This is a genomic window from Paenibacillus sp. 01T424, assembly GCF_056398745.1.
Map to the genome: position 1 here is coordinate 98,612 of NZ_JBFTPZ010000015.1, position 25,484 is coordinate 124,095.

At 46.5% G+C, this 25,484-nt stretch carries 24 protein-coding genes; 3 read left to right on the top strand and 21 right to left on the bottom strand.

What is annotated here, in order from left to right; all coding sequences use genetic code 11:
• Positions 1 to 6: 6 nt before the first annotated feature.
• From AC1DPK_RS14040 to AC1DPK_RS14095, 12 genes are all read right to left on the bottom strand, one after another.
• Positions 7 to 579 carry a DapH/DapD/GlmU-related protein gene (locus AC1DPK_RS14040; protein WP_477510694.1) on the bottom strand — a complete coding sequence of 191 codons (573 nt, stop codon included), beginning with the start codon at positions 577 to 579 and terminating at the stop codon, positions 7 to 9.
• On the bottom strand, positions 576 to 1,709 hold the full coding sequence (locus AC1DPK_RS14045; RefSeq protein WP_477510695.1) for a glycosyltransferase: 1,134 nt from the start codon (positions 1,707 to 1,709) through the stop codon (positions 576 to 578). The genes AC1DPK_RS14040 and AC1DPK_RS14045 overlap by 4 nt, the downstream gene beginning before the upstream one ends.
• A 1-nt stretch (position 1,710) precedes the next feature.
• Entirely contained in the window at positions 1,711 to 2,880 is a 1,170-nt protein-coding gene (locus tag AC1DPK_RS14050) for a glycosyltransferase family 4 protein (RefSeq protein WP_477510696.1), read from the bottom strand.
• Positions 2,877 to 4,262 carry a hypothetical protein gene (locus AC1DPK_RS14055; RefSeq protein ID WP_441884904.1) on the bottom strand — a complete coding sequence of 462 codons (1,386 nt, stop codon included), beginning with the start codon at positions 4,260 to 4,262 and terminating at the stop codon, positions 2,877 to 2,879. Before AC1DPK_RS14055 ends, AC1DPK_RS14050 begins: the two co-directional genes overlap by 4 nt.
• 21 nt (positions 4,263 to 4,283) lie before the next feature.
• On the bottom strand, positions 4,284 to 5,399 hold the full coding sequence (locus AC1DPK_RS14060) for a glycosyltransferase family 4 protein (RefSeq protein WP_477510697.1): 1,116 nt from the start codon (positions 5,397 to 5,399) through the stop codon (positions 4,284 to 4,286).
• A 133-nt stretch (positions 5,400 to 5,532) separates the two neighbouring features.
• On the bottom strand, positions 5,533 to 6,222 hold the full coding sequence (locus tag AC1DPK_RS14065) for a sugar transferase (RefSeq protein WP_076269100.1): 690 nt from the start codon (positions 6,220 to 6,222) through the stop codon (positions 5,533 to 5,535).
• Positions 6,219 to 7,127: a UTP--glucose-1-phosphate uridylyltransferase GalU gene (gene galU, locus AC1DPK_RS14070; protein ID WP_076269101.1), complete on the bottom strand. Its 909-nt coding sequence runs from the start codon at positions 7,125 to 7,127 to the stop codon at positions 6,219 to 6,221. Before galU ends, AC1DPK_RS14065 begins: the two co-directional genes overlap by 4 nt.
• A 187-nt stretch (positions 7,128 to 7,314) precedes the next feature.
• A complete protein-coding gene (locus AC1DPK_RS14075) occupies positions 7,315 to 8,007 on the bottom strand; it encodes a CpsD/CapB family tyrosine-protein kinase (protein WP_339204780.1) in 693 nt (230 codons plus the stop codon).
• Complete coding sequence (locus tag AC1DPK_RS14080) at positions 7,988 to 8,743, bottom strand: YveK family protein (RefSeq protein WP_076269103.1); 756 nt, start codon at positions 8,741 to 8,743, stop codon at positions 7,988 to 7,990. The genes AC1DPK_RS14075 and AC1DPK_RS14080 overlap by 20 nt, the downstream gene beginning before the upstream one ends.
• A gap of 163 nt (positions 8,744 to 8,906) precedes the next feature.
• On the bottom strand, positions 8,907 to 9,191 hold the full coding sequence (locus AC1DPK_RS14085; protein ID WP_477510698.1) for a hypothetical protein: 285 nt from the start codon (positions 9,189 to 9,191) through the stop codon (positions 8,907 to 8,909).
• An 862-nt stretch (positions 9,192 to 10,053) separates the two neighbouring features.
• On the bottom strand, positions 10,054 to 11,103 hold the full coding sequence (locus AC1DPK_RS14090; RefSeq protein WP_477510699.1) for a M42 family metallopeptidase: 1,050 nt from the start codon (positions 11,101 to 11,103) through the stop codon (positions 10,054 to 10,056).
• Positions 11,075 to 11,224, bottom strand: coding sequence for a hypothetical protein (locus tag AC1DPK_RS14095; protein WP_477510700.1), 150 nt, complete (start codon positions 11,222 to 11,224; stop codon positions 11,075 to 11,077). Before AC1DPK_RS14095 ends, AC1DPK_RS14090 begins: the two co-directional genes overlap by 29 nt.
• A 164-nt stretch (positions 11,225 to 11,388) precedes the next feature.
• On the opposite strand from AC1DPK_RS14095, the gene AC1DPK_RS14100 reads away from it, so the two are divergent.
• From AC1DPK_RS14100 to AC1DPK_RS14110, 3 genes are read left to right on the top strand one after another with little or no spacing between them, the layout of a single operon-like run.
• Positions 11,389 to 11,982, top strand: coding sequence for a bifunctional transcriptional activator/DNA repair enzyme AdaA (locus AC1DPK_RS14100; RefSeq protein WP_441884915.1), 594 nt, complete (start codon positions 11,389 to 11,391; stop codon positions 11,980 to 11,982).
• Complete coding sequence (locus AC1DPK_RS14105) at positions 11,966 to 12,481, top strand: methylated-DNA--[protein]-cysteine S-methyltransferase (RefSeq protein ID WP_477510701.1); 516 nt, start codon at positions 11,966 to 11,968, stop codon at positions 12,479 to 12,481. The genes AC1DPK_RS14100 and AC1DPK_RS14105 overlap by 17 nt, the downstream gene beginning before the upstream one ends.
• 1 nt (position 12,482) lies before the next feature.
• Complete coding sequence (locus AC1DPK_RS14110; RefSeq protein ID WP_477510702.1) at positions 12,483 to 13,301, top strand: SPL family radical SAM protein; 819 nt, start codon at positions 12,483 to 12,485, stop codon at positions 13,299 to 13,301.
• Here the strand turns inward: AC1DPK_RS14110 and AC1DPK_RS14115 are convergent.
• The 9 genes from AC1DPK_RS14115 to AC1DPK_RS14155 form a co-directional block, all read right to left on the bottom strand.
• On the bottom strand, positions 13,298 to 13,993 hold the full coding sequence (locus AC1DPK_RS14115) for a DNA alkylation repair protein (protein ID WP_441884919.1): 696 nt from the start codon (positions 13,991 to 13,993) through the stop codon (positions 13,298 to 13,300). The two genes, AC1DPK_RS14110 and AC1DPK_RS14115, sit on opposite strands and share 4 nt — an antisense overlap.
• An 18-nt stretch (positions 13,994 to 14,011) precedes the next feature.
• Positions 14,012 to 14,629: a DNA-3-methyladenine glycosylase family protein gene (locus tag AC1DPK_RS14120; RefSeq protein WP_441884990.1), complete on the bottom strand. Its 618-nt coding sequence runs from the start codon at positions 14,627 to 14,629 to the stop codon at positions 14,012 to 14,014.
• 455 nt (positions 14,630 to 15,084) lie between these two features.
• On the bottom strand, positions 15,085 to 15,663 hold the full coding sequence (pgsA, locus tag AC1DPK_RS14125; protein ID WP_477510703.1) for a CDP-diacylglycerol--glycerol-3-phosphate 3-phosphatidyltransferase: 579 nt from the start codon (positions 15,661 to 15,663) through the stop codon (positions 15,085 to 15,087).
• A gap of 89 nt (positions 15,664 to 15,752) precedes the next feature.
• Positions 15,753 to 17,681, bottom strand: coding sequence for a hypothetical protein (locus tag AC1DPK_RS14130; RefSeq protein WP_477510704.1), 1,929 nt, complete (start codon positions 17,679 to 17,681; stop codon positions 15,753 to 15,755).
• Positions 17,682 to 17,791: 110 nt separating this feature from the next.
• Positions 17,792 to 19,273 (bottom strand): extracellular solute-binding protein, encoded by a 1,482-nt coding sequence (locus tag AC1DPK_RS14135; RefSeq protein WP_477510705.1) that lies wholly within the window; start codon positions 19,271 to 19,273, stop codon positions 17,792 to 17,794.
• 104 nt (positions 19,274 to 19,377) lie between these two features.
• The gene (locus tag AC1DPK_RS14140) at positions 19,378 to 20,247 is read right to left on the bottom strand and encodes a carbohydrate ABC transporter permease (protein WP_477510706.1); all 870 of its coding nucleotides are present in this window, start codon (positions 20,245 to 20,247) and stop codon (positions 19,378 to 19,380) included.
• A 24-nt stretch (positions 20,248 to 20,271) separates the two neighbouring features.
• The gene (locus AC1DPK_RS14145) at positions 20,272 to 21,228 is read right to left on the bottom strand and encodes an ABC transporter permease (protein ID WP_441884929.1); all 957 of its coding nucleotides are present in this window, start codon (positions 21,226 to 21,228) and stop codon (positions 20,272 to 20,274) included.
• Between the two features lie 782 nt (positions 21,229 to 22,010).
• On the bottom strand, positions 22,011 to 23,615 hold the full coding sequence (locus tag AC1DPK_RS14150) for a response regulator transcription factor (protein WP_339204794.1): 1,605 nt from the start codon (positions 23,613 to 23,615) through the stop codon (positions 22,011 to 22,013).
• Complete coding sequence (locus AC1DPK_RS14155) at positions 23,612 to 25,483, bottom strand: cache domain-containing sensor histidine kinase (RefSeq protein WP_339204795.1); 1,872 nt, start codon at positions 25,481 to 25,483, stop codon at positions 23,612 to 23,614. Before AC1DPK_RS14155 ends, AC1DPK_RS14150 begins: the two co-directional genes overlap by 4 nt.
• Between the last annotated feature and the right edge of the window lies 1 nt (position 25,484).

Genomic DNA, 25,484 nt, shown 5'->3' on the forward strand with positions numbered 1-25,484 from the left:
CTCCCTTTAGTTATATCTGCGAACCCATTCCTTCGTAATCTGGAGCTCGCGAATAATCTTTGCGGGTGCACCGCCTGCCAGCACATTATCCGGAATATCCCGCGTTACGATGCTGCCTGCAGCTATGACTGAACCGCTGCCAATCGTTACGCCAGGCAAAATAACAGCTCCGCGTCCAATCCACACATTGTCCGAAATGACGATGTCCTTGCTGCCAGCTCGGTCTTCCATATCTACGGGGTGGAAGTTCGTATCGATAATGTTCACCATCGGACCGATAATCGTGTTGCTGCCAATTCGGATCGACTTCGTGCAGCCAATGTCGAGGCCATAATTAAAAAACACATTATCCCCTACCCAAAGCTCCGCCTGCTTCTCTACGGTAACCGAAGAAGGCAGCGGCTTCGCATGGAAGGAAACATTTTTCCCAACGATGAACCGCCCTTTGTTTCGCAAGGCCAGCTTTCCGGAAATACGGCCAAGCCTGCCAACTGAACTCGCCTTGATTGGCAGTATGGCAGCCCCTTTTAATACAGCCATGAGCTTGCCGAAGCTTAATCGATTATATACGGTGCTCATCTGACCATCCCGCCTGCCGCTTCCGATTTTAAGTTTGGCGCAAGCAGCTCACGATATGTCGACTCCACCTTCTTCGCAATGGAGCTCATATTAAAGTCGCTCATTACGCTTGCATAACCTTGGCTTGATAGTTCCTCATAATCAACTTCCCCATCGTAGACGCTTCTCATCGTCTGATACAGCTCTTCCACATCGCCGTCCTTCACGATGAAGCCGCCTCTCGTATGATGGATAATTTCTGGCGCTCCGCCCGAATCTGCAACGATAACTGGCGTTTCAACGAGCATCGATTCAATAATGACTCTGCCAAACGGTTCGTTAAGGGAGAAGTTTATCGTTAAATCACATTCCTTCATCACATCTAGCGGTTTTTTGCTGTAGCCATAGAAGACCACATGATGCTCCAAGCCGTAGGTCAGCACCTTTTGGATCATGTCATTGTAATAGTCATCCGATCCGTCAACGGATGCATCGCCCACGATGAGCAGCTTCCAATTGTTCCGATTGCTGTCGCTCAGTTTCTTCACTGCCTCGATCATGAGATGGTATCTTTTCCATTCCACAATCCGGCCGAACGTGCCGATGACGAGTGTATCATCCTCCATAAAGGCTCTGCTCTTTCTCGTCAAAGCAAGCTCTGGATCAACACCGTTATAAATGATCGTCTTGTTGCTGCCCTGAATCGAATTGGCTACAAAATGCGAAATGCATATTACCTGATCAAAAAATTTAGGCAGCACTTGGTTGAACATACGCAAATGGGTATAGTCGCGATGATGCCAGATCAGCTTTGACTTCGTCATAAACTTTAGCGGAGCTGTGTACCAAGGTGCGCGCCAGCCGTTGGCATGAACGATGTCGATGCGATTTTTACGAACAAAGGACTGAATCTTAAGCACCGTTTCGATATAACCTAAGCCTAGTTTTTTCTTAATGCTGCCCAGCTGCAGCGGAAAATGAACATAATCCGATCTAATTTCATTTAGATACGCCGCATCGCGAGGGCTTAACAAGAAAATCCGATATTTTGACGTGTCCAAATAATTGATGAGATGGATCAGGCTTTGCTCAGCGCCGCCCTTCTTATCCGCGTGGGTAACAAACAACACATTCGTTTTACTTCGACTCATATTAGAGCACCTGCTTTACTGGATAACTGACGTCCAAGGATTGCATATAGGTTTTCAATACTTCTTTGTGATTGTAATGGGTGCGCAAGAAGCTTTGCGATGACTCCAGCAATGATTTTGCCCTGTGCGGATCATCGAATAACTGCTTGATTTTCCCATAAAATTGCTCCGGCCGATCAGCGACCATGATATGCTCGTTATCTACAAGTCCTGTTCCCTCGTAGCCGATGGAGGTGGAAATAACCGGCAAGCCGTTCTGAATCGCTTCAATCGTCTTCAGCTTGACGCCCGCTCCGTTCTGCATCGGGTTAACGAATAAATAGCCGCTTCGGTATATTTCATCCAAACTCTTTGGCGTATCATGTACAATGACATTCTTTAGGTTGTAGCTCTCGAGCCAGCTGAGGCTCTGTTTTCTGCTGTTCCCTGCTATTATGAACTTATAGTCCGGCTCCTTCAGCATCAGCGGGTGGATATGCTCCAGATACCACTGAATTGCTTCTCGGTTGTTCGGCATAAATAGGGAACCAATGAACACGACATGCTTACTGCGAAAATCACTAGCTTCGAAGTTGACCTTCGTAACCGGAGGCGGAAGGAACAAGCTTTTTGCAGCAGGATGCTGTTTGCGGAAGCTTTCAAATTCCTTGCTCGATATAAACAAGTATTTATCCACCTTCTCCAGCATTTTTTTTTGCAAAATCGTGAATTTGCGGCTCTCCATGTGGTAATACATTTTGTGAACGACGTTTTTGGTGCTATTGGCTAGCGCCTTGAAATAGACCGCTTCATCGTTATGCACCCGCAGGATAACCGTATCATGCTTGATCTTTGGATTTTGCAAAACCGGATACACATAGTCGCCTTCAAGAAGTACATAATCGTAATCTCCTGCCAGCTCTACATTACTTAACTCGCTGCGCGACTGCACCTGCATCGGAATAACATGCAGCAGATCAGCCAGCTTGCTTCTTCGATCACATAACGTGATCTCTTCCACGTAATTATATACTGTGTCCATATCTTCCTTAGATGGCATCTGCTTGCCGCAAACGAGCAAGTGGATCTTCCAGCCAAGCTCCGCGAGCACCTTGATTCTCCCCCATGTGTCTACCCTTCCGCCATGATCGGCGGGATAGGGAAAATCACTGCACACCACAAGCATCTTCATTTGGATACCCCCGACCTTTTTGGTTGATCTATATCGTTTTTGCCTAAATAAAGGCTAATAAAAGCAAATAGCAGCCATATCTCATATTTAATCTCCAAGGAAACAAGAAGCATTGAAAATAAGATAAAAACTAAAGCAAGAAATAATATAGAGCTGGATTTCACTTTGACGATCAGGTTTTTGGCAAGCAGATAAAAGAACACAACTGCGAAGAGCCCGCCAAACATAATCCATTGGAAAAAGCCCGATTTGACGCCTAAGTTTTTGTCCGAGCCCGAATATTGCAACAGCTCCCCCGCATTAATTTGGCTGATGCCAAATGTATTGTAATAGAAATGGGACATCATGCTGATCGAATCATTCACATACTTATCGAAATACATGAGATATGCTCCTGTGCCAACCCCGAGCGGATTGTGAAACACCGTAATCAGCGCGATGATGATCGTTCCCATACGCGTGTAGGAAGATGTGTAGTTTTCGATGTCATTACTGAACGAGCTGACCAGCCCCGCAGAAAAATTAGTGATGAACATATACATGGCCAGAACGACTGAGATGAGCAAAACAAAATTTTTCTTTTTTCGAAAATCCAAAAACTTAATCATCGTCACGACTAACGTGAACAAGCTGATAATCATAAACCCTTTGGAGCCTGTAATAAATAAGTAAAACAGAAAAAAACCTGAAGCATAAACGATCGTTAGCGTCTTGCCGAAGCTGTTCAAATACTTTGTCAGATATACCAAAATGGATGCATATACGACCACGATGGAGCCCGTCGTGCTGCTCTCCGAGGTCAACATCCGAACCCTCCAATAAGGGCTGCTCCCTGCATGCAAATACGTGAAGGCGTTCGGCATACTCATAAGCTCCAAGATCATAATGACCGTCAGCAGCGTAACGATTGCAAGGAAGCAACCATACAGCGTCTTAAAGCTTGTAATTTTGGAAAAAACGAGCTGCATATGCCTGATATAAAGCAGGATGAGCACAAAATAAATAAGTACCTTTATCGCTTTGCCAAGCAGACTCTCTGATCCGAAGCTGTAGCTGCCTTGAATGAATTGAATTAGCAAATAGGCAATGCTGATAAAGCACAAATATAAAATAAATCCGAATATATACTTCTGCAGCATGCTGCCATGCATCACCCGCTTATGCTTCGCCAGCAGCCCAATTTCGCATAACACAAACAGCGGAACCAGCAAAATAATGGGTGACCTGCCAATCTCGCCGATTATATTGACTAACGGGAAATCCTGGTAGACGGTCAGCACCAGCAAGAAGCATAAATAAATCGCCAAAAAGATTTGCTGCTTCTCTTCTTTTTTGGCTAATTTAGCTTTAATCACTAGATTGCTTTGCAAGATTTGGCTCATCTTCTCTCCATCCCCGTAAATCTAGACGTATTTTTTGACGGCGGAGGATAACGGTTTGCTTGATTTCTGCAAGGCTTCCTCGTAAAGCCGCTCGATTTGGTCGTTCATTTTATCCGAATGGAATTTCTCTTGGAAAATGTCCCATCCCGCTAAGCCAAGCGCTCTCAGCTTCGGCTTGTCCAGCTCATGAATGATGTCTGCCAGCTCCTGCTTATTATCGAAGTCGAATACATACCCGTTAACGCCATCGCTAATAATTTCCGGCAGCGCACCTCGATTGCTCGCAATAACCGGTTTCTTATTCCGCAGCGCTTCAATGGCGACGATGCCAAAGCCTTCCCAGCGTGATGGAATAATGACCGCATCACAGGATTGCATATAACGATCGATCTGAGAATTATCCACCCAGCCGATCTTAATTGTGTTCTCAGGAAACTTGTATTCAACTTCCTTCAGCACCGTATCGCCAACCAAATATAGGCGAACGTTTGTAAACTGATGCTTGTTGAACACCTCAAGCAGTAGATCAAACCCCTTCTGCCGATCGAAGCGTCCTACATAAAGTAGATGAATCATGTCAGGATCAGTCTCGAAAGGCGGGGTGCTTACTTCCGACGTATCCGAAACGCCGTTATAAACGACTACCGACTTGGCTGCTGGCAGTCCATAATGCATGGCCTTCTCATATTCATGCCTCGAAATATTGATAATGAAATCAGTCCGAAGTGCGAGCGTCTTCTCAACTAAGGCGAATATCCGCTGCTTCCACGGCTTTATATCCATCAGAAAAGCCCAGCCATGCGCATTATAGATGACGATCGGGCGCTTGCTCTTGAAAAAAAACAACGTCCGCAGGAAAACACCTGCGAACGTTCCGTGTACATGTACAATATCAGGCTTGAAGTCCTTTACCTTACGATGAATAGCTTTCATGGCTTTCACAAAATAAGCCGGCTTCCTCTTGTAAGGGTACAAGCACAATCGATCTTGGCTAATTTGAAGCGACTCAGGGCTCGAATTCTGCTCAGAAGCCATAAGAAAAATATCATGTCTGCTCGCTTGGTAGCTCAGCACCTCGTTCAAGTGCGTCTCGATACCGCCCTTCGTAAACTCCGAAATATGCAGGATTCTTGCCATTTTTATCAACTCCTTAAGTTTTGCGTAGCAAAACTGACTTCGTAAGCATTAGCTTAGTTTTGCGTAGCAAAACTGACTTCGTAAGCATTAGCATAGTTTTGCGAAGCAAAACAACTTCGAAAGCTTTCACACTCTAAAAAGCATCCTGAGAGCCGACTAACGTTTTCACCGTTCTCAGCATAATTTTGAAATCGAACCAAATGCATCGCTTCTGAATATAAGTTAGGTCAAGCTCAACCATTTGCTTAAAGCATAGATTGTTTCTGCCGCTTACCTGCCAAAGTCCCGTGCAGCCTGGCGTTACGGACAAGCGCTGCTTGTCGTACTCCGTATATTCCGCTACCTCCCTTGAAAGAGGCGGCCTTGGACCAACCAAGGACATTTCGCCCCTCAGCACGTTCAGCAGCTGAGGCAGCTCATCGATGCTCGTTTTGCGAATGATTTTACCGATCTTTGTAATGCGCGGATCATCCTTCATCTTGAACATTGCACCGCTAATTTCGTTCTTATCCAGCAGATCCTTCAGCTTGTCCTCGGCACCCGTCAGCATCGAGCGAAATTTGTACATGCGAAACGGCTTCTCATCCTTGCCGATCCTTGTTTGATAGAAGAAGACAGAACCTTTAGGGTCCTCCCACTTAATAAGGATAGCGATGATGATAAACAGCGGGCTTAACAGGATTAAACCGACTAGCGAACCAACAATGTCAATCGTGCGTTTGATAATCGAATACATGCTTACCGTTTGCTGAGCGCTGCGCCTATTCGAATAGTAATCAGAAACGCCGATTACCGCTTCATCCTGATATTGTGGAGGTGTCATCTTCTATCACTCCTTCCAGCTAATAACTGCTTGCTAAGCTCCCGTTCCATTAATTCCTCAAGCTCAGTCATCAACTGATACTTAATTTCATTATTTCTTAAGGCAAAGTCAAGCGTCGTCATAATGAAGCCTAGCTTCTCTCCGACATCATAACGAATGCCTTGGAAATCAAAGGCGTAAACGCCTTTTTCTACGTTAAGCTTTTGAATCGCATCGGTAAGCTGAATTTCGCCTCCAGCTCCGCGCTCATGGCGTCCTAAATATTCAAATATATCGGGAGTGAGCACATAACGGCCCATGATGGCTAAATTAGAAGGCGCTTGTCCTTGCGGCGGCTTCTCTACAAAACGATTGACCTCATAAAGATTGTCTACCCGCTGTCCTGGGTCAACGATACCGTAACGATGCGTCTGATCAACGCCAACCGTCTGTACGCCAATAACCGAGCGGCCGGTTTTCTCATATTGCTCAATAAGCTGCCTAGTGCAAGGGACTTCTGCTTCTACAATGTCATCCCCAAGAAGCACTGCAAACGGCTCGTCCCCAATGAAGTTGCGAGCGCACCATACCGCATGCCCAAGCCCCTTCGCTTCTTTTTGCCTTATGTAGTGAAGATTCACATTTGATGATTTTCTTACCTTTTCCAATATATCCAGCTTGCCTTTTTCTTCTAATATATGCTCAAGCTCAAATGCGATATCGAAGTGATCTTCAATCGCCCGCTTTCCTTTACCCGTTACGACGATGATATCCTCAACGCCTGATTCAATGGCTTCCTCTACAATGTATTGAATGGTCGGTTTATCGACGATCGGAAGCATTTCTTTTGGCATCGCTTTGGTTGCCGGTAAAAACCGTGTTCCAAGTCCTGCGGCGGGGATAATGGCTTTTCTCACTTTTTTCATTTGATTTCACCCTATCCTATTATTTTTTTTGATTGTTAAGGGGCATCTAACCCCTCCTCACGTCACACCCTTGACGATTAACGTCTAAGGTCGGCTGACCCACAGCATGACCGAGTGCCTCCGGTGATAGAGGTGCAGGAGACATTACCTATCTATTTCTTGCTTCTATGAGCTGGAGCAAAGACGATTAAGCTTCTGTCTTTTCTCCGTAGTAGTAAGAGTAGATATCTGAATGATTTCGATTGATCTTATTAAGCACGACGCCGATAAGATTTGCTTTCACATGTTCAAGTGACGCTTTTGCTTTAAGGGCAACATCTTTTTTCACTTTTCCCGAGTCGATCACAAGAACGACCCCATCGCTTTGCGTTGCTACAATTTGAGCATCCGTTACAGACATGATCGGCGGCGTGTCGATAATGACGACATCGTACCGCTCTCTAGCTGTCTTAAGCAGCTCCGCCATTTGCTCCGACGAGAGCAGCTCGGAAGGATTGGGAGGCGTTGGCCCCGCTTGGATAATGGACAGATTGTCCGTATTCGTAAACTGAATGATGTCCTCAAGCTTCAGTTGGTTCAATAAAGCCGTCGTTAAGCCGCTGCGGTTGGACTTCCCAAAGATATGATGCTGCGAAGGCTTGCGGAGATCCGCATCAATCAGAAGCACCTTTTTGTTTGCTTGTGCAAACGCGACTGCCATATTGGCGCATGTCGTGCTTTTGCCCTCGCTTGGCTTGGAAGAGGTGACCATAATAATTTGCAGCTTTTGATTAATTGTCGAGAACTCAATGTTTGTCCGCAGCATCCGGTACCCTTCAGAAATGGGCGATTTGGGATTAAGCTCCGTTATCAAGTTCCATTTAGGAATCAAACGAGACATTTTGTTCCCTCCCTGCATTCGTCTTTAGCGTGGCGTTGCTGCTGTGTTCTGTCGCATCCCGCTCTTCGAACTTCGGAATCGATGTTAGTACTGGTACTTCCAGCAGTGCCTCGATGTCCTCTTCGGTCTTAATTGTGTCATCCAAGTAATCCAGCAGGAAGGATATGCCTACACCTACCATCAATGCCAGCATGAACGTGACCGCAATGTTCATCTTAGGATTCGGAGCAACGGGCCCGTGTTGTTCATGCGGATCAGCTTGGTCCAGCACGGAAACATTATCTACCTTCATCAGCTCTGGAACCGATTTTTGAAAAACGATGGCGATCGCATTCGCGATTTTTGCTGCTTGCTCATAGGAGTCATCACGTACCGATATGGACATGACCTGTGTTTCATTCACTGAGCTTACGCTTACCTTGCCGATGAGCTCGCCGTATGTCACACCGAGATCCGGGTATTGCTTGACAACTCGCTTCATCATTCGCGGCGTTCGCAAAATCTCTTTATAGGTTTTGATAAGTCCGATCGTGGAGTTAATCGATCCAACATCTATGCTCGGAATGAGCGAGCTGCTGTCCTTATACTGGTTAACGATTAACTTTGCGGATGCTTCATACTGTGGTTTGATAAAGTAGCTGGAGTAAATGCCGATGGTTAGACAGCTCACTGAAATAATTAAAGCTATCATCAATAGCCTTCTTTTCACGATGATCCAATACTGTTTTAATTCCAAATCATTTCCTCCATTGCTTTAAAATCATCCGTTGCCGAACTTCACGAAAGTTGTTCTTAATGAATATTAAAATTCTCTCATTATTCAAAACGCGAACTTTTGGGCATCATTTGTTTACAGGAATAGGCTTACCCATGGATTCCTGCTTAGACATAAAATGTTATCATCTCGTGTTATTAATGAACTCATCCACGGTCCCGCCATTCATTACATGCTCCATCATATCGTTAGAGCAGGCTTGCAGGCCGATCTTACCGAGCAGCTGAGATATCAGCTTCGCCATGTCAATCGGTTCATTATGGATTAGGCAGCCAGTTGCCATAAGCAGCTCAGGCAGCGACCTCGCTTCCGATTGACCGTCTTTCTGTAATAGAGAAGGATCCTCGGATAGTATTTTCAAAAACTGCTTCAGCTTTATCTGCTTCTGCTCCTGATTTGAAACATTCATCTCTGAAACCTCCATTCATCAGCTTGCTCATACATTTTGAGTTTTGGAAAGCTTCTTGTCTCTCTTTGCACTCTAGTATGACACAGATGATAATAATTCTTGAGGGAATAAAGACATGGTCACACTTAGACAATCTTGCTCATTTTCATTATGGTTTTCATAAGTACGGACTCCTAATTGATGCGAATAGTGGGATATGCCATGTCATGTTTTTTATCGCCAAATTGATAATTCTGACTATTGAAAGCGCTTAATAAATAATAGGTGAAAGTCCCACTTGGGACTCATGTTTTCCCGCATACTTTTTCCCTCTAACCCATGTAAAATAAAGGTTTTTTTCCTGCTTGCCACTTTCCAACGAACGAAGAATCCAATTAAAATTCCACTAATTTAGCGAAAAAATAAGGGACTATTGACCAGCATCCTACCTAAGCAGCAGTAAAACACCATTCGACATATTTCGCATTCCTCTTTTTCCTGTACGTTTTAACCCCTAACTGCCGCAAATTTACACTTAAAAAACAAAAAAAAGCGGGGTTTGAATTGAAAAAGGGACTATTCGGAGCCTAAAAAGCGGATATTCCATCGTTCTCAGCTAATCGATCATACGTTTCAGCAATCTATATTTTGCACCCTGTCAGGATAAACCAACATCATTCGGGATAAATATAAAGCTTCTAAAGCACTGAAATCATAGAGCATTCCCTATCTTTTTGTCCCAAAATAACGCTTGGCGCTCTTCTACTAACGTCCTACTTCATTGTCTTTCTGACAAGTTTAGTCATCAAAAAAAAGAAGAGCATCGATGTCATCGCCGCTCTTCTTCGCATTTTTTCTACCTATTGTATATTAACTAGAAATCTTACTCCATGACATAAGCCAGAAGCAAAGCAGACGTGCCAACGATGGCATCTGCGTGTGTGCGTTCCATGCCGTGGGAAGCGTGAACGCCCGGTCCGATTAATGCCGCACGAATATTGCTTCCGCCGCGCAGCGCAGCCGATGCATCGGAGCCGTAGTGCGGGTAAATATCTACAGCATAAGCTAGGTTCTCACGCTTCGCTAATTCAATTAACTTAGTCGTCATATTATAATCGTATGGTCCAGTCGAATCCTTGGCGCAAATGGATATATCCTGCTCTGTCGCAGAAAGATCATCTCCCAGCGCTCCCATATCCACCGCAATCATCTCCGTTATATCCTCAGGAATATAAGAACTTCCGTGTCCCACCTCTTCGTAGGTCGAGAAGATCAGCTTGAGTGTATGTGCAGGTGTGTTCCCTTCACGCTTGAACCATTCCATTAATCCAAGCAGTGCTGCTACGCTTGCTTTATCGTCCAAATGCCGTGACTTCACCCAGCCATTCGGAAAGATGCGCACTCGCGGCTCCCACGAAATGATATCGCCTACGGAAATGCCCAGCCCCTCTGTATCTGCTTTGGTTTTCACCAGCTCATCTATGCGAATTTCCATATTCGCTTCTTCGCGCTTCCACTCCCGCGAATCGGAGTATACATGCACAGAGGCTTTCGTAGACAACACCGTTCCCTCATATTTCCGGCCGTCACGCGTGTGAATAATGCAATACTCCCCTTCGACCGTTTGCATATTGTAGCCCCCGATCGACGTGAAGCGAAGCTTCCCATCAGACTTGATCGAACGAACCATCGCTCCAAGCGTATCCAAATGCGCGGTTATGCCGATCACCTTCTCTGAATTGACGCCTGGAATGGTTATCATTCCGTTGCCTTTTGGCGTTATTTCGAGCGAATAGCCAAGCTTCTCTGCTTCCTCTCCTAAATGCTTTACAATGTCCATACAGTACCCGCTAGGGCTTGGAATGTTCAGTAAGGCTTCGAGCTGGCTAAGAATAAAATCCCGATTAAGCTGTTTCGAAAGTGGCAATGACATGATATTGTGCTCCTTTTAAAGCTATATTTTTTATTAGACCAGACTCAAACTCTGTTATGTTAGATTCAATACGATAGCCTACAACATGTAATAAAGGTAATGTTATTACTTTAGCTTCCATAAGCTCTCCTCCATTAGCAGCATTGATCCTTCTATTTTACGCGATTGCGCGTCAGGATCAAAGTCTACCCTCTAATCATCCCGCTTTCGTTATCTTGCTTTTACATTCTAAAATACGTACATACGTTCACTTTCGAGGTTATACTAATGATGGAGGTGAGCAAAATGGTGAAACAACACTCAGAAACATTGACCGAGGAACGGTGGCATGCCATCTTAAGCAACAATGCTGCTTATGACGGGATCTTCTTTTACGCGGTGAAAACGACAGGAATATTTTGCAGGCCATCCTGCAAATCCAAACCGCCCAACAAAGAAAATATTGCTATCTACTCTACGGCCGAGCAAGCTTTATCTGCCCGCTTTCGCCCATGCAAACGATGCAAGCCTACCGGGATGCGCCTGCCTGATGATGAATGGATTCATTTAGCTGCCGAATATATCGACAGAAACTATATGAACAACTTAACTTTACAAGTCGTTGCCGATCAATGTCACGGCAGCCCCTATCACCTGCATCGGACCTTCAAAAAAATCAAACACATGACACCCGTTGAATATATACAGCAATTACGAGTCGATAAAGCGAAGGAGCAGCTGACATCATCCGATTTGTCCATTTCAGAGATCGGTTCAAGCGTCGGCATGCACAACACGCCGTATTTTGTAACGTTGTTTAAGAAGAAGACGGGCTGCACACCCGCAGCCTATCGGCAATTGCACAAACAGGAGGCTGATTCGAATGACCAAACACAGTAAACCGCCCATTTATTGGACATTGCTCACGTACGAAACTTGGAGCCTATACGTTGCAGCCACAACGGAAGGACTCTGTTTTATCGGCTCTCAGAATGAACCGATAGACGAGCTGGTCCAATGGGCAAATACCCGCTATCCAGGCAGCCCTTTACTAGAGAATGTTGAGTTGCTCCAGCCTTATACAATTGAAATAGCTGAATACCTTCAAGGTTCCCGCAAGCAATTCAGCATCTCCTTCCACTATCAAGGAACAGCCTTCCAACAGGAAGTATGGAAAGCACTTTGCGATATTCCTTATGGGGAAACGAAGTCTTATTCCGATATTGCCCATCAAATCCAGCGGCCCGCAGCTGTTCGCGCTGTGGGCACGGCGATTGGCGCTAATCCGATCTTAATTACAATTCCCTGCCATCGCGTCATTGGAAAGAACGGATCGCTGACAGGCTACCGCGGCGGCATAGAAATGAAAACAAAGCTGCTACAGCTGGAAAAACACTAATATGCCGATCGAATATTTATATACACAGCCCAAAACCTTATTGAATAAAGGAACCGGCTTTCTTACCGGCTACAGCCATTCTTTAAATCCTTATACAGGGTGTACGTTTGGCTGTTCCTACTGCTATGTGCGGAAAATGCCTGTTTCTTTATTTCGAGGCGCCGAATGGGGAACATGGGTCGATATTAAGAAAAATGCTGCTGAAGTTTTTCGCAAACAATTTTTAAGAGAAAAGTCTAAAGGTCCGGTTACTATTTTTATGTCATCCAGCACTGATCCCTATCAGCCAATTGAATATAAGGAACAAATTACTCGCTCCTTGCTCGAGGTGATGGTTGATGACCCGCCTGATTTTTTGTTTGTGCAAACGCGAAGCCCGCTTGTTCAGCGGGATATTGATCTGCTCTTGCGACTTGGAGAGAAGGTTCGCGTCAGTATGACAGTCGAAACAGATCGCGAGGACATTCGAAAACATTTTTCACCGAATGCCCCACCGATTAAGGCTAGGCTAAAGACGCTTCAACTGCTAGCTGATGCGGGCGTTCCCACTCAAGCGACGATTGCCCCCATGCTGCCAAGCAGTGAGCAATTCGCCGAAATACTGCGCCCGCTCGTTGAACGCATCTGCATAGACGATTATTTTATGGGTGACGGAAGCAGTGGAAAACGAACGCGACAACTAGGCATCAATGCTTTGTATGAGCAGCTAGGTCTTGAGGAATGGTATCATCCGGCTGCTTATCGCGTCGTTTACGAGCGGTTCAAGCAGGTTTTTTCGGAGGATCGCATTTATGTAAGCCAGGAAGGCTTTGAGCCTTAGCTTTTTTTTCGTTTCATACCGCGTATTAAGATTTTGGTTTCTTGATCGACGCGGTATGATTCTATTATTTTTTGCAGAGCTTTGTTATAGGTGAAATCATCTAAAGAATTAGCACCGCTTTTCAAATAATTCATAGTAGCCTCTGGCTGCTTAATATAACAAATTGACAATGCCCAAGCTACCGCCATCTTGACGTAATACGTCTCTCGTTTCGTCTGATCAAGCAGCTGCAAGAGGCGCTCGATATAAGTTTCTTCAATATAATAGCCAAGCAGCATAACGACGCCAAAGCGTATCTCATACTCTTTGTCACATACCAAATACGGCTGTATGAAATCCCATACCGCTGACTTATTGTCCGTTGTAAATTTCAGTCCATTGCAAAAGCTGTCACAGACTGACCAATTGTCTATCTTCGGAACAAATTCAGCGACAATGTTTAAACGTTCTGTGATATCCGCTTGGGCATAACCAATGACCATCCCCTGCAGCATCACTTCCTCAAAGTACTCGCTATCCGCATCTTTTAAATAGGTACGCCAGTCATCACTTGCTATCGACTTGGCCAGCTGGCGCAGCTTCGGCAGCCGAACGCCTAATACATTATTAATTGTAGGAATAAGCGCAGCCGTAAATTTCTGAAAATCGTCTTCCTTCAATGCTATGAGCTGTTCTTTTATTGTTTTCTCCATGTTGTTGCTCCTTTTAGCTTACTCCATTGACAAGGTCCACAAATAAATCGAAGCCACTGAACCATAGGGCGAATACCTTAGCCGGTAGGTATCGAACTGTTCTTTGGTTAAATCTTGAAGACCATACAGCTTCATCATCCCGCGGCGAATGGCAATATCTCCCCAGCTCACGACATCTGGGCGCTCCATCGCATGAATGAGCAGCATTTCAGCCGTCCACTTGCCAACTCCCTTTAAGGACATCAGCTGCTTGATTACCTCTGCATCCGATAAGCGGTTCAGCTCTTCCAGCCGGATTTCACCTTGCATAATCGACTCCGCAATGCTTTTTATGCAAACGGCCTTCTTCATCGTTATCCCGCAGCTTTGAATCTGATCTGCCGTTTGATTAGCTATGTTCGAAGGGGATATTTCGCCAAGCCGCACCTGCATTCGCTCCCATATGGTGTGCACTGCTTTAGCTGAAATCAGCTGGCCTACAATCGCATAAACGAGTGAAGTGAATAAGTCCGGCATGATGATACGTTCGACTTTTCCGAGCCGAGACATGGCAGCACCAAGCCCTTCATCTACGCTTTTCAAATAATCGATCTCTGCTTGCCCATAGTCAAAAAGCTTTGTTTGTATCGTTTGCAGACGGCTCGCCCCCTGTAAATCGAAATAAATAGCTGTATATTCTTACTATACCTCATCGGGCTTTGTATGTTTTAATTRCCGAATATAATCGCAAGATAACGAAATCGGCGATGATAGAAATAAAGGACATCAGATGCCTTATTTGCTTTGATTTCCTCTTTTTTCAGAAGTAACGGACATAGGGTACGCTATTAGGCTCCAAGCGTTATGATTTAACTTGATTTCGACTAAATAGCGGAATCTATGTCCGTTAGATGCAAATTAAGCCCAAATTATGAAGAATAGCGGTTTCTATGTCCGTTAGCATCAAGCCTGAGTCACAAATGAATAGGAATGCTTAGAAGGAAAACGACCATTTCATAAAACAGCGGCAGTCTTGGACTGTTTCATCTCGTCCATCGCTGCCGCTGTATTTTAAATGGGATAGGTTTAATCGTTCTACTCTACTTTTATTTCTACTGCAGCAAGCGATAGTTGTTTTTGATGTAGTTAGCTCCGGATAGGATGGTCAACACTAAGGCAACATACATCAAAATTTGATCAACAGGAATCGCTGTCAAAAAGCTGAGCGGACGATGGTTTAACAACACCGCTGAAATCGCAACAACTTGAAAGACCATCTTAATTTTGCCGAATTGGTCGGCTTGCAAGGCGATTTTTTGAGATGAGGCAACAATTCGAATGCCCGTTATAATAATCTCTCTTCCGATAATCACTACTGCGATCCAGCTGTAAATCATCTGCTCGCCTACCATTAATATTAACGCGGCGGATATTAGCAGCTTGTCTGCCAGCGGATCGAGCAGCTTGCCAAGATTCGTAATCTGATTATATTTTCTTGCGATATGTCCATCTAATTTATCCGTCGCTGAAGCGAGTATAAATAATGCTGCGGCATAATAAATGCCATAGGTATCTATATGTAGAAAAAATTCTGATTTGCTGATTAACCACTCGGGGTATATCGGAAAAAATAAAATAAACACAGGTATTAATAAAATACGAGCAATCGTTATTTTATTCGCTAGATTCATATGGTTCCTCCTTCGCATTATGCTAGTCATTATACCATATGTTGGTAGGCTTCTGAAGAAGCTACCTGCGCGCCTCCATAACCTATCCTTTATTCTTTCTTTAAAGACTGATTAAGCATATCCCAATCGGCATGCGAGGCGTCAAACAGCATTAGCCCGTCTGTGTACCGGAAAGCCGAACGAAATACCTCACCCTGCCGCTCGGCGCTATTCATCTGATTAAGGGAAATGCCCGCATATACCGGAACTTCTCCACCTGTGGCAATGTTGCCAAGCGCCATATATTTCTCCACCTCGGCCAGCGTATCCTGATACGTACCAATCATGAGGAAATCCAAGTGCCTGACATAGCCAGTGCCTCGGTAGTCCTTGGTATAGACGGAGCCCTCCTGAAATTGAAGGCGGCTGTCATATTGAAAATCCGGGCTGGCCCAGTTTGCACCATTGACATAATAGGTATCAAACCAAGACCCCACGTAGGCAGATAACAAAACATCGCTTCCCGTTTGTCGATTATGACCGTCCACCATCTCCTTGACCTCCGCAACAAAAGAGGTAATGACGCCTGCACGGAAAGCCCACCAGTCCAAAATCAACGGACCATCTATTCTCGTATTGCCTTGATAATCGAATATGTCCTCTGGCCAACGATGAAGCCGCTTGCCCCTTTCCGCCAAATATGCCTCAAAGCGGCTGCATGCCAAAGGACTGAAATCCGCCGTTTCATTGTCGTATCTGCCCCGGTCCAAAATAATGCCGTCCACCTGATAGCCGGCCATCACTTCCCGGAAAGCAGCCAATTGATGCTCGCGCACCTTCTCATGAAGCGGGTTGGCAAATGCAACCAAGCCCGGAGCCGAGCTGTCTCGCTGCCGCTTGATCACGCCTTCATCTTGATGCTTGTAAACCATTTCCTCCCATTCAGGATGCTCATTTAAAATCGCATATTGACCACGTACAATGGAGCCTTCTGCAAATACATTCATGGATGCATGAATAGCTAGACCAAGCTGATGCCCCTCTTCTATAAAAATCTGCAGCAAATCCAGCTTTGGATAAGGAGTACTCTGCTTAGCGTTTACCAATTCACTCATGTGGGGACGCCTCGTCAGCGGATTTTTGAAGTAAGAAACRTACCCCTCCACCCCTTTAACGTCAAGCGCAATATCCGTAACGCCTGCATGTTTTGCTCGCTGCAGCAGTTTTCTTACAGCGTCCGCAGACTGCAGCTTCCCACTGTTGGCTCTCTGATCTATCCAAAGGATGACCCTCTGCTTCCTCTCAGCACGGCTCTTAGAAAAAATAGCTAAGCTTCGAGCAACTGGAGTTTCGTTCCTTGCTTTGATCTCCACATCAACAAAGTTGACGCCAAGCGCCAGTTTCAGTTTATGGGCAAAAATACCCTGCTCGTCAACCACAGCCGCTTCACCATTAATCGTTAGCGCCGGAAACTCGCCCGCATTGCCGCCGCTCACATTACCGCTAACTGTGGTAACGGTCTGCGTTTCCGTATAAACGGATGGATGATTCAAATAAAGGCTGAATTCATGATCAGCAGCGCCTGCCAGCCCGTGATGATCAGTCACCGCACCATCCTTGCGCAGCTTGATACGGTCTCCTTTTCTAAAGCAGGTAGACAAAAAGAAGCGGCTGCTTTCCGGAGCATACAAAGGATCAAGGGCAAGAAGCACGTAACCATCCTCAGGGATGTCTAGTATCGTTGGGCCCGACCAGGCCGGGGAAAAGCCGACAGGCGCTTCATTAACGACGTGTAAAACCAAGCCGCCTGCTCCCACCTGCACCGCAACGCCATTCTCAGGAACAGTGACCGATTCCCCCCATGCGCTTGTAAACAAGACAAGCCACTCTTCGGCCACCGGAATGGTGTTGACAGCCGTTATAGCGTGCCGCTGCCCTTCTAATGTAATCGTAATATCCTCTGGCGCAGCTTCCACTTGGGCATGGATAGCAAGCATATCAACCTCACTGCCTTTATGCGGCTTAAATGGTTCGTTCATTTCTGTTCCCCCTCAGTCAATTATGCTAGGCATTTCGCCTGGGCGACAAAGAGGCACCTGCGATTCGCAGCTGCCCCTTTGCCATCAAGCCTACGTCTATAGGCAAGCCATTATTTTGAAATGGTTTGATACCACTCGTTCGCTTCCTTGACGGATTCTGCGCCGCCTTCGGCCATCCATTGCGAAAGGAAGGTATCGTAGTTGTCTCTAGATTGCGCACCTGCGATATACATAAGCACCGTGTCGTCCAGCAGCTTCGTCAGCTTTTGCTTGTTTTTGGATACAGCATCGATTGGCGGCGCAATCGACATCGGATCAACGACAATATTGCCTTTCGCCGCGTTTTCCTGAAACGCCTCATAGTAGCTTTGCAGCACAGGGTCCTTCCGAACGCGCGCCTGCCAGTAAGCCGGATAATCATATTCATTAACCCCGGTCATGTAGGAGCTTGCATTGGTTAAGTCATCATTGAATTTAGGCAGAATGGGATAATATTTGCCATCCTTCACTTCGTGATGAACGCCTTCCTCGCCAATGGCGAGCTTTATGAAGATATCCTTCTTCAGCTTGGTATCGAGCAGCTTGATCGCATGCTCCTTTTGCTTGGATATCTTCGGTATCGCAATAAACCAAGTAGTTGCCAGGTTAACGCCAATCGATGATTTGCCATCCTTGCCAACTAAGTATGGAATAATGCCGATTTTGGCTTCAGGGAAGTTTTTGACAAGGGCAGCTTCTGCGCTAGAAGCACTCCACCAAGCCAGCTTGATCATTGCGGCATTGCCGCTGGAAAACTTCTCAATCGCTTTCGCACTCGTATTGATCGGCATTTCCGAATCCAGCAGCCCTTCGCTGTACAGCTTGTTCATATAAGCCAAAAATTCCTTCATCTGCGGAAGCTCTGCTTTATGCAGCAGCTTGCCATCCACATCGTTCCAGTCGTTCAGCACGCCGAATGCTGCTGCAATATCTCCATAGATAGAATCCTTTGAGCCCGTTAACGGAACAATGTTTTTGGCTTTCTTGATCGCTTTCAACACCTCATACAACTCATCCGGTGTTGTCGGGTTTTTCAAGCTCAGTTCTTCCATCCAATCCTGACGGACAACGAGCTCCTCGCCTACGCTAATGCCAGAGCCAGTCTCCGGTATAGCATAGATTTTGCCGTCAATCGTAACGCTTTCCCATGAATCTTCCTTAATCGCCGCTTTGATGTTAGGGCCATGGCTTTCGATCAGATCATTCAGCGGCTCCAGCGCGCCCGCTGTTGCCAGCTTGTAGAACTGGGCAGAACCCAGCTTCATGATATCGAAGTTTTGCTTGTTCGCAACCATCAAGTTCAGCTTCTCGTCGGCACTTTCCGCCGGAAGCATTTCATAGGTAACCTTGTAGCCGGTCGCATCTTCTATGTTTTTAGCAACCGGGTCTGCGTTCGGATCGAACAGGCTGTACTGCATCAGCATCGTAAGTTTGGGATTGCCTTCGCCATCTCCCCCTGAGCCGCTGCCCGGAGCTGGAGTGGAATTGTTGCCGCATGCGGCAAGAGCAAGAGCAAATACAAGGACTATGGCCAACCAAGAACCTTTTTTCATAGAGTACCCTCCCGAATATGTGTTTTAAAGTCAAACTGCATTACCCTTCCATTGCCCGCTATCATGACAAGCTGACAGCATCACCGCCTTTCATGCCGATAGGTTTAACCCTTAACCGAACCTACCAGCACACCTTTGACAAAATATTTTTGCAAGAACGGATAAACCATCAGGATCGGCAGCGTAGCTAGCAATATTGAAGCTGCCTGAATGGACTGGGGCGTTGTGTTCAGCGCCGCGTCCACGTTATCCTTCAAAAACTCGCTGCTGGAGGATACCAACAGTTCCTTCAGATACAGCTGCAGCGGTTTGAAATCCTGATTGGTAATGTAGATCATTGATGTAAAATAGTCGTTCCAGAACGCCACCGCGAAAAATAGCGCAATGGTTGCCAGCACAGGAAGCGACAGCGGCAAAACAATGGAGAATAAAATTCGGATGTTGCTTGCTCCGTCCAGCTTGGCGGACTCCTCCAGCCCGTCCGGCAGCCCTTCAAAGTAATTTTTGATAATCAGCATGTTGAACACGTTGATGGCCGCCGGCAGGAATAGAACAGGAAACTGATTGACCAGTCCAAGATTATGCATGAGCAGGTAGGTAGGAATCAGGCCGCCGCTGAACAGCATTGTGAAAATAAACATCAGCAGAAACCATTTTCTGCCTCGAAGCTGAACGCGAGATAATGGATACGCCGTAATGGTCGTAAGGAACAATCCTAACGCCGTCCCCACAATGGCCAAAAGAATCGAATTTTTTAAAGAGTTAAGGAACATGGAATCCTTGAGCACATACATGTACGTTCCGGTCTGAAAGCCAATGGGCAGCAAATTGACCTTGCCGGAGATGACCGCCGCTTCGCTGCTGAACGATTTGGCGATCAAGTTAACGAAGGGCAGCAGCGTCGTCAGACCTATCAGTATGAAAAATAAATAGTTACAGAAATTGAACAGCTTCTCTGAAAACGATGTTTTCACGGTCACAGCAATCTCCCCTTTCAGTTACCAAATCCCGCGTTGCAGGTATTTGCGGCTAAGCGCGTTGCCCGCCAAGACGAGCGTGAAGGCAATAACGGATTCAAATACGCCAACAGCGGTCGTAAAGCTGTAGTCCTGATTGCCGAGGCCCATTCGGTACACATAGGTGCCGATGACATCTGACACCTTGTATACTGTGGGATTGTACATGACGAGAATTTGCTCTGTGCCAGCCTCCAGAATGCTGCCGAGCCTTAGAATAAACATCAGCAGTATAATGGGTGCGATGCCAGGCAGCGTAATGTGCCACAGCTGCTTCATCCGCCCCGCTCCGTCAATCTTGGCTGCTTCGTACAAGCCAGGATCAATCGTGGCGAAGGCCGCAAGATACACGATGGTACTCCACCCCGTCTCCTTCCAGCCCGCTGAGGTAATCAGAACACCTCGGAACACGCTGTTGTCCAGGAAAAACGAGATCGGCTCCATGCCGATCATACCCATTGCCTTGTTGACCAAACCGCCGTTGCTGGAAAGCATGTCGATAAATAGACCGCTTACGATAACCCAGGACAGAAAATGTGGCAAATAGATAACGGTCTGAATCGCGCGCTTGAACAACATCCGCCTGATCTCATTCAACAGCAGGGCAATGAGAATCGGCAGCGGGAACAAGATACCGATCTTCAGAAAACTGATAATAACGGTGTTTTGAAAAACATGCAGAAAATCAGGAGAGTTGAACAGTTTGGCAAAATGCTTCCATCCTACCCACGGGCTAGCGTCATAGCCATCAAAGATATTGAAATCCTTAAAGGCGATGGTAATGCCATACATCGGGGCATATTTGAAGAGCAAAAGAAACAAAATTCCAGGGACAAGAAGTGCATATAAATCCCAATCCCGTTTGACATCGGCAGCAAGCCGTTTGACATAATTGTTTTTAGCCTGGGGCTTATCCAGTGGTGCCGTTGCGCTTTTCATCGTATTCCCCCTCGATTTGATGCTTTCTACCTAAAATTGTAGTATCCAGCGCTCAGGGTTGGTAGAGTAATGCCATTACTATTTCTGGTACTTTGATGTTTGATTTCTTCATAAACAAGGTGTAACGGCTGTCGCCGTTCTTTGATGGCAAACCCTTACGGGTGATATAGAAGTCGACTTCATTGTGTAAGAGCTATAAATTTTTTTATAAAAAAAGGGCTGCCCGTAAAGCAATTCCCGAATCATTCAGCCTCCACTTTTCACGTAATATGCTAGCAAAAAAGAACCTTCAGATTCACTTTCGTAGTGGTTTTGAAGGTTCTTTTGCGCACACTATGGGATTCTCTCACACCGATTCACCCTTTTTGGATATCCCCCTTTCTAATCCGGCAAGTATGCACTTCTACATTGTTCTTCATTATTTTCTATACTGCATATTCGCAGGATAGCGGCATCTTTCTCATAGTTACGTGTAGCTATATTGTATTTCCTGCAGTATAAGCACTCTTTAAATGCTAAAATGGCAGATCATATTGCAAGCTATTGCATAAATACAACATAAGTATCCAACACAGCTAAAATGGGCGAAGTTCCTGCAATTGTGCAGGATAGCTGGGCGTTGATCGCGGAGAATGTTGTTGAAGACTTATCAAAATAGCATCAAAACAAAGAAATATAGTTTTACAAAATGAAGAAGGGGCGTCCCTAAGTCAATTATGACTTTTGAGACACCCTCTTTTAATTTTTTTGGTTATTGCACGCCACCTAATTAGGCGCAGCTGTCACGCTTTAACTCCACCTGGGTTGACGCCCCAATATTTGCGGAACACCTTGGTGAAATAGCTCACATCCCGGTAGCCCACGAGACGAGCAGCATCGTACACCTTGCCCCCATTCTGCAGAACGGATTTGGCCCGTTCCATCTTGCGCTCCAGCACATAGGTCGAAAAAGGTACTCCTGTCTCCTGCTTAAACAGCCGGCTCAAGTAAGATGAATTGATAAAAAGGCGATCTGCTACCGTATGCAGCGTAATATCCTGATCGATTTCCTGATTGACGATAGACAGAATGGAGCGTACCACTCCATTGCTCGTCGTTTTCCGCTGCTGCTGCAGGTAATCGCAGATGCGGCCAGTCAAGCGGACCAGCCAGGCCCGAATCTGCTCCTTCGTCGCCAGCAGCCTGATGTTCTCGAAATAAATCATATCCTCTCCTGCCACGCAGCCAATTCGCCAGCCCTGCTTCTGAATCATACGGATATACAGGCTGCTCAAATAAAGGACGGCCTCATGGACCTCTTCCGCCGTCTCCACGGACTCTAGGCTTTTGTCCCACAATCCTTGCAAAGCCTCCAGCGCCTTTGCCTCGTCAGCGGTTTCCATGGCGATCTCCAGCGCTTTCTCCAATCCCTGCTGTACCTGAACCCCCTGTTCCTTACGGCCAATCTCGCGGTAAGGAATAGCGATGTCGCAGCCGTATACAATACGCTCCTGTAAGGCACGGCAAGCTTCGGCATACAGCGCACTCATGCTGCCAATCCCTCCGGCCGCAGCGCAAATGCCTGCGCTCGCTGTCAGCCCAAGCGTCTCCCGGGTGCGCGACAACAATTGAACGACCGATGCCTGTACGCGCAAAGCGCTGTCTCCCGGCTCCTCCTCACGCCGCAGCACAAAAACAAGGAGCGTGTACCCTTGATGATCAGGGCACACCCAACAGGAGGCGGGCAGCATTTCTCTCGCCAGACATTGCAATGAGAAACGCCACATTGGAGCATCCTCCGCGCGAAAGCAGCCATCCCCTTGCGGAAGCGGGTCAATATCCACCACCGCAACTGCGATCCGGTCGGACTCCTCAAGCTCAATCTGATATTCCGCACCTCTTCGCAGCACCTCGCTATCGTCGTAGTCGCCTGCTGCCCACTGCCGAATAAAACTGCTTTGCAAATGGGGAAGATGCTCACGCCACTTTACCTTCAGCTCTGCCTGCTCGCGCCACTGCTCCATCTCGTCTCGCAGCTGCTTTGCCGCTTCCAGTACGGCACCCAGTATTTCCTCTTCAGCCGCGGGCTTCAGCAAATACTGGGAAACCCCTAAAGCGATAGCATCCTGAGCGAAGCCAAAGTTGTCATGTCCGCTTAATATAATCAGTTTCAGCTGTACGCCGTTGTCTGGATATTCCCTAAGCTTCCTCACTAGTGTCAGCCCATCCATCTCCGGCATCTGGACATCAATCAGCATGATATCGGGTCGCTTCCGCTCGATCAACGCCAGCGCTTCTACCCCGCTGGCAGCCAGTCCGACGACCTCAATGCCATGCTCCTCCCATGGAATATTATTAGCCAATCCCAACCTAAGCCGCAGTTCATCCTCAACGATCATTAAATTCATGCGGATCGCTCCCCTTTTTCCAGAGTATGGTGAGTTACAGCACGAAAACTTTCCTTGCATTGATCCAGCGGTAGCGAAATGGTGACCGAGGTTCCATGTCCTTGCACGCTTTCGACAATCAATTCAGCTTCCTTGCCGTAATAAAGCTTAATTCGGGTCATTACATTGCGCAGGCCGAACAGGTCACCCGTCTCCTCGTCCTCCAGCGAAAACAGATTCGCTTCGCGCTGTCCCAGCCGCTTCATTTCTTCTTGAATATAGGCTAGTCGCTGCGAACTCATCCCTGAACCATTATCGCTTACGGTGACCTGAACGGCCTCTCCATCTTTTATTCGGCCGGAAATAACAAGTTTTCCGCCTTCCGTTTTCCCTTCCATCCCATGCAGGATAGCATTCTCCACAAGCGGCTGCAGTAGCAGCTTCAGAATCGGGATGGGGCGGCAATCCTCCTGAATGTCGTATTCCACCTCAAAGCTGTCCAAGTAACGGATTTGCTGAATGCGAATGTAATAATGCAGATGCGACAAGCTTTCGTCAATCGTAAATACATCCTTGCCCTTGTTCAGGCTTAGACGGAAAAAACGCGACAAATTCAGCACCATCTCGCTAATTTCATCCGCCTCGTAATTTTTAGCTGTCCAGTTAATTGAATCCAGCGTATTATACAAAAAATGAGGGTTAATCTGGGTTTGCAAAAATTGAAGCTCCGTCTTGGCCAGCCTCAGCTGCTGCTCGTAATGATCTTCAATTAGCCGCTTCTGGTCTACGACCATCCGATTAAACGCTTCCGTCAAATAACCCAGCTCGTCGTGCCGTGTATTCTCCAGATGCACATTCATATTTCCCGTACCCAGACGCTTCATGCCCTTGAACAGCTTATCTACCGGAGAAGCGATACCGATATAAACAAGCCAGGATATGCCCAGCGCCAGAAGGACGCTTACGAAAATAATAGCTAACGTATACAATCGAAGCTGATCTGTTTTGGCGTACAGCTCTTTTTTGGGCTGTATCAACGTCAGCCGCCATTTGGAATACTCCGAATCGATAGAAACGGTCATCTCCGCATCCGTCGTGCGGGGAAGGCCAGGCATGCCCACGCCCTCCGCAAGCGTATGCTCTGCGCCGTCGAGCTTGCCTGTCCCGGCAATCAATTTGCCGGTATCGCTGTGCAAATAAATGGTAGCCGAAGGCGATGGGAGCAGCGACTTCATCAGATTGATCAGCTTGCTTTTGTCCACTGTAATAATGACTACATCCGCTCTGCGATTGTTGTTGTACAAATCCATGGTTCGCAGCAGCGATACGCTATCGGTATTAATTAAGCTGCCGAAGGTCGCGTTGCCGGCAATCGGCTCCTCCGCCAGCAGATAAGTGATTTCCGTCCCGCTAGTAATGGCGGTATTCTCAAGCCATTGCTGCTGTTCAGGGCTRCTCAGCCTTCTCCCTCCATAATTCGTCGAAATCATCATGTGGGAGGGCTGATGATACAAGGATATTTGCGATACGATATGATTAATAGAGTTTACATTCGACAGCTGCTTCAGCAGCATCGAAAAATCGACGATGGAGAGCGGCGACAATTCCGCTCCGTTATCTGCAAGCAGCTTGATAAACACAGGGTCTGTTGCAATCAGCGTCGAAATCTCCTCCACATTTTGCAAAGTCAAATCAATATAGTCCATAGCTGAATTCAGTACCGTACTGGACCGCTCCACCGCTTGGTCATGCAGAATGCTGCGGGAGCGATCAACGGCAAATAGGCTTACCAAGACGAGCGGCAGCAAAATCAACATAAAATAGCAGGTTAGCCGAAACTGGATTTTGCGGGAAAAGCGATCCCGAAACCATTTGACGGGATTTCTCATG